General features: G+C 36.2%; 5 protein-coding genes and 1 pseudogene. 3 read left to right on the top strand and 3 right to left on the bottom strand.

Going from position 1 to position 4,012, the window contains the following annotated elements; translation table 11 throughout:
- Positions 1-152: 152 nt before the first annotated feature.
- Both COO03_RS22690 and COO03_RS22695 read right to left on the bottom strand, forming a co-directional pair.
- Positions 153-713, bottom strand: a complete 561-nt coding sequence (locus tag COO03_RS22690) for a DinB family protein (RefSeq protein WP_097899297.1) — start codon at positions 711-713, stop codon at positions 153-155.
- Positions 714-813: 100 nt separating this feature from the next.
- Positions 814-993, bottom strand: coding sequence for a ProA domain protein (locus tag COO03_RS22695; protein WP_141523143.1), 180 nt, complete (start codon positions 991-993; stop codon positions 814-816).
- Positions 994-1,125: 132 nt separating this feature from the next.
- Between COO03_RS22695 and COO03_RS28050 the strand changes: the two are divergent.
- Positions 1,126-1,701 (top strand): annotated as a pseudogene (locus COO03_RS28050) (hypothetical protein); the annotation flags it as partial.
- A 56-nt stretch (positions 1,702-1,757) separates the two neighbouring features.
- Here the strand turns inward: COO03_RS28050 and COO03_RS22705 are convergent.
- Positions 1,758-2,216 (bottom strand): universal stress protein, encoded by a 459-nt coding sequence (locus COO03_RS22705; protein ID WP_097899299.1) that lies wholly within the window; start codon positions 2,214-2,216, stop codon positions 1,758-1,760.
- Between the two features lie 147 nt (positions 2,217-2,363).
- Between COO03_RS22705 and COO03_RS22710 the strand changes: the two genes are divergently transcribed.
- Both COO03_RS22710 and COO03_RS22715 read left to right on the top strand, forming a co-directional pair.
- Positions 2,364-3,161, top strand: coding sequence for an SDR family oxidoreductase (locus COO03_RS22710; RefSeq protein ID WP_097899300.1), 798 nt, complete (start codon positions 2,364-2,366; stop codon positions 3,159-3,161).
- A gap of 207 nt (positions 3,162-3,368) precedes the next feature.
- Positions 3,369-4,012: alanine dehydrogenase (locus COO03_RS22715; RefSeq protein WP_141523144.1), on the top strand; the 644-nt coding region annotated here is incomplete at its 3' end.

The raw sequence follows: 4,012 nt of genomic DNA on the forward strand, positions 1-4,012 counted from the left end.
CTGCTACATGCGAGGTGAAAGCAGAAAGAGCAACCGAGTGTAGGTTACTTTTTATTTTGCATAGCAGGGATTTAGATGCCGAAAAATGAAAATGGATTTATATAGGAAGAAAAGGTCGGTATAAAGTGTATGGTTACTTTTAGACTTCTATACTATATACATTCATACATCATTCTATAGCTATTTTCAATGATTGCAAAGTGATGTTTCTCATGAATCGCTAAAAGTTGAATGGCCTGAATGAGATTAGGATACTTAGCGATTGGATCCAAAAATACAATGTGCCCTGCGATATCCTCTTCTATATTTTTAACAAATGCTTGTATTGCATTTGTTTCGTTTACTAGCAATTGCTCTAATTCTTCTCCATTCATAGAATGATAGATCTTTTTTGGTGGTACTAAAATGAAAGGAGCATTCATTCCTCTGCCTTTTTTTTCTTTGAATTCTGCAAAAATGTCATGTATTTCAGTTGCAAATGGAGCATTCCTTCTCATCTTGGCATATGGAAGAAGGACGAAAGAAAACTTAATTGCGACTTTCAGCATTCTAGCAATTAAATATAAGTGATAGACATGCTCTCCGATCGACCATTTTCCATCTTCATTTCGATACCATAGTTCTTCTTGTGATAGTGATTGTATTTTAGGAAGAAATTGAGACCTTTGCTGGTGCAATGTGTGAAAATGTTTTGCGATATTTTCAGATTTCATGTTTAAGTATCCTCCACACGTCTTTTTCCTAATTATAACATTTTTCGCGTGGATGTAATTAAGCCTAGAACAACATGCTCTAGGCTTAAAGTTTCATCGATTAATCATACTTATGTCGATCTTCCGTAATTCGAATATACTCAATATCCATTAAATCTCGAAGTAATGCACCATGGCTTAGTTCAACACCATGTTTTTCTTTAAAGTGTGAGCATATTGTATTTAACATTTCAATCTCTTGCTCGTTTACATCTAAAATAATACGTTCATGATCTCCCATAAAGACTCCTCCTTTTCTAAACACATATATTTTGTCCGTCTATTTCTAAAAAATGTATGTTAACCTAATGTTAGGGAATAAGAATTGCGATAATTTTATATAATAATATTAATTAAAGGGGATGCGGTATGAGAAGTTACGAATAGTAATTTCATAAAGGATGTTGGAAAAGGGGTTAATAAAGCTACTGTTAAAACTGGAGAAATCGTTGGGAATATTGCTGATGGGACGTATGATGCTATAGGTGGGCTCATTACTGACGATAAACAGCAAGCGAAGCGAGGATATAAAGAGATAATTGGAACAGTCCAAGATACGGCAACGACAATTGGAAAAGGGATTGTACATGTTTCAGAAAAGGGAGTTGAAACTGTACAAGCGATACGAGAGGGAGATACTGATAAAGCAATAGAAGCAGGAAAAGAATTAGCTAAAGTTGCAGCTGTAGGCGTCTTCTCAGTTGGAGTTATTGATATAATTGATGGCGCAGATGGAATTGCAGAAGGGGTAGAAAGTGATAGTATAGCACAAGCAACTGATGCAGAGTATACAACGGAGGAAAATCCCAATACTCATCATGTAACACCCCATGAAAGAACTTTACCTGATGGTAGAACAATATGGGTAGATGGTGATGGAGATTCTAGTGTAGATACACAAGGTGGTTGGGAGCAGCATAATCCGGATTATCGAATTCCTAAAGTATAAATAAAAATAGGGTAGGTAAGAGATTTCCTCTTGCCTACCCTATTTATTTTTATGAATTAAAGCTCACCGTGCTCTTCATCACCACGAACAACAAGGACATCGCATTTTGCATAGCGAATAATATGTTCAGAGACGCTACCGATTAAGAAACGTTCTACGGCGTTTAAACCAGTTGCACCACACATAATTAAATCTACTTTATGTGTTGGAGCAATTTCTTTTGAGATTTTAGATTTTGGATTACCAAATTCTAATACAGTTTCTATTTTTTCAAGACCAGCTTCAGTTGCAACCTTTTTGTAGTCTTCTAATAAGTCTTCTGCAAATAGATTTGCACGCTCAGCAATTGCACGGCTATATGCCTCTACTGCAGAGTATGCTTTTACATCAACGATATGAGCGATTGTTAATGTAGCGTTGTTACGTTTTGCAACTTGAATTGCTTTTTTAAAGGCTTTTTCAGCTTCTTTAGAACCGTCCACCGCAATTAAAATATTTGTATATGTATTATTCATAGTAGATTCCTCCCAATCATTTTTATAACCCTTTACAACTTTATTATAAAACAAATTATGGTAATGTGCTTGTCAAAAACGTTACAGAATTTTGAAAAGTCTGTTTCAATTCTTTTTAGTTGTAATTGTAGCAAGAACTTGTTACATATGAATTATAGCAATTTAAAAGGAGGCATGTTTGTGAGACACGCGCTCATTACGGCCGGTACGAAAGGTTTAGGGAAGCAAGTAACAGAGAAATTATTAGCTAAAGGATATTCAATAACAGTAACATATCATAGCGATATGAGTGCTGTAGCAATAATGAAAGAAAAGTATAAACATATAGAAGAACGTTTACAGTTCGTGCAAGCGGATGTCACGAAAAAAGAAGATTTACATAAAATAGTAGAAGAGGCAATTCATCGTTTTGGCAAAATTGATTTTTTAATTAATAATGCGGGTCCCTATGTATTTGAACGAAAAAAGTTAGTGGATTATGAAGAAGATGAATGGAATGAAATGATACAAGGGAACTTAACAGCGGTATTTCACTTATTAAAACTTGTCGTTCCCATTATGAGGGAACAACATTTTGGCCGCATTATCAACTATGGATTCCAAGGGGCTGATAGTGCACCTGGTTGGATTTATCGTTCTGCATTCGCTGCGGCAAAGGTAGGGCTTGTTTCGTTAACGAAAACAGTTGCTTATGAAGAAGCGGAATATGGCATTACAGCGAATATGGTTTGTCCAGGAGATATTATTGGTGAAATGAAAGAGGCGACGATTCAAAAGGCACGTACGATGAAAGATAACAGAACACCAATTGGCAGATCGGGAACAGGTGAAGATATTGCGCGAACAATTTCATTTTTATGCGAAGAAGATTCCGATATGATTACGGGTACAATTATTGAAGTAACAGGGGCAGTTGACGTTATTCATAGATATCGACAAAAATAGATAAAGTGAAACTTCCATAAGTGGTGAGTTTCATTCCCTACTTATGGTTAGCCTTCACCAGTCAGGTATTAATGCGGGGGAAAATCTATCGGAAAACTTGCATTATTTTTTTGTCAAATATTGAGATATTATGTTAGAATATAAGAGCGTAGAAAGCGCTTAAAAAATGATTCAGGGGTCATTTCATAACTCAAGGGGGAATTAATAATGCGTATCGGTATTCCAACAGAAATTAAAAACAATGAAAATCGTGTGGCAATGACGCCAGCCGGTGCTGTACATTTAGTACACAATGGTCATGAAGTTTTTGTTCAAAAGGGTGCAGGTTTAGGATCAGGCTTTACAGATGAAGAATACGTACAAGCTGGTGCAAAACTTGTTGAAACTGCTGAAGAAGCATGGAATCAAGATATGGTTATGAAGGTAAAAGAGCCAGTAGAAAGCGAATATGGTTATTTCCGTGAAGGTTTAATTTTATTCACATACTTACACTTAGCTCCAGAGCCAGAATTAACAAAAGCATTAATTGAAAAGAAAGTAGTATCAATTGCGTATGAAACAGTACAATTAGACAATCGTTCTTTACCACTACTTGCACCTATGAGTGAAGTAGCAGGTCGTATGTCTGCACAAATCGGTGCACAGTTCCTTGAAAAAACAAAAGGCGGCAAAGGTATTTTACTTGCAGGCGTTCCAGGGGTAAAACGCGGCAAAGTAACAATTGTCGGCGGTGGTCAAGCTGGTACAAACGCAGCGAAAATCGCAGTAGGTTTGGGTGCTGACGTAACAATTATCGACTTAAATGCAGAACGTCTTCGTCAATTAGATGATATTTTCGGTAACCAAGTAAA

The sequence above is a fragment of the Bacillus sp. AFS098217 genome (assembly GCF_002551815.1).
In the GTDB taxonomy this organism is placed as follows: domain Bacteria; phylum Bacillota; class Bacilli; order Bacillales; family Bacillaceae_G; genus Bacillus_A.

Excerpts from the sequence above, each read along its gene's own strand:
- COO03_RS22690 (WP_097899297.1), bottom strand. The coding sequence starts at position 713 with ATGAAATCTGAAAATATCGCAAAACATTTTCACACATTGCACCAGCAA.
- COO03_RS22695 (WP_141523143.1), bottom strand. The coding sequence starts at position 993 with ATGGGAGATCATGAACGTATTATTTTAGATGTAAACGAGCAAGAGATT.
- COO03_RS22705 (WP_097899299.1), bottom strand. The coding sequence starts at position 2,216 with ATGAATAATACATATACAAATATTTTAATTGCGGTGGACGGTTCTAAA.
- COO03_RS22710 (WP_097899300.1), top strand. The coding sequence starts at position 2,364 with ATGAATTATAGCAATTTAAAAGGAGGCATGTTTGTGAGACACGCGCTC.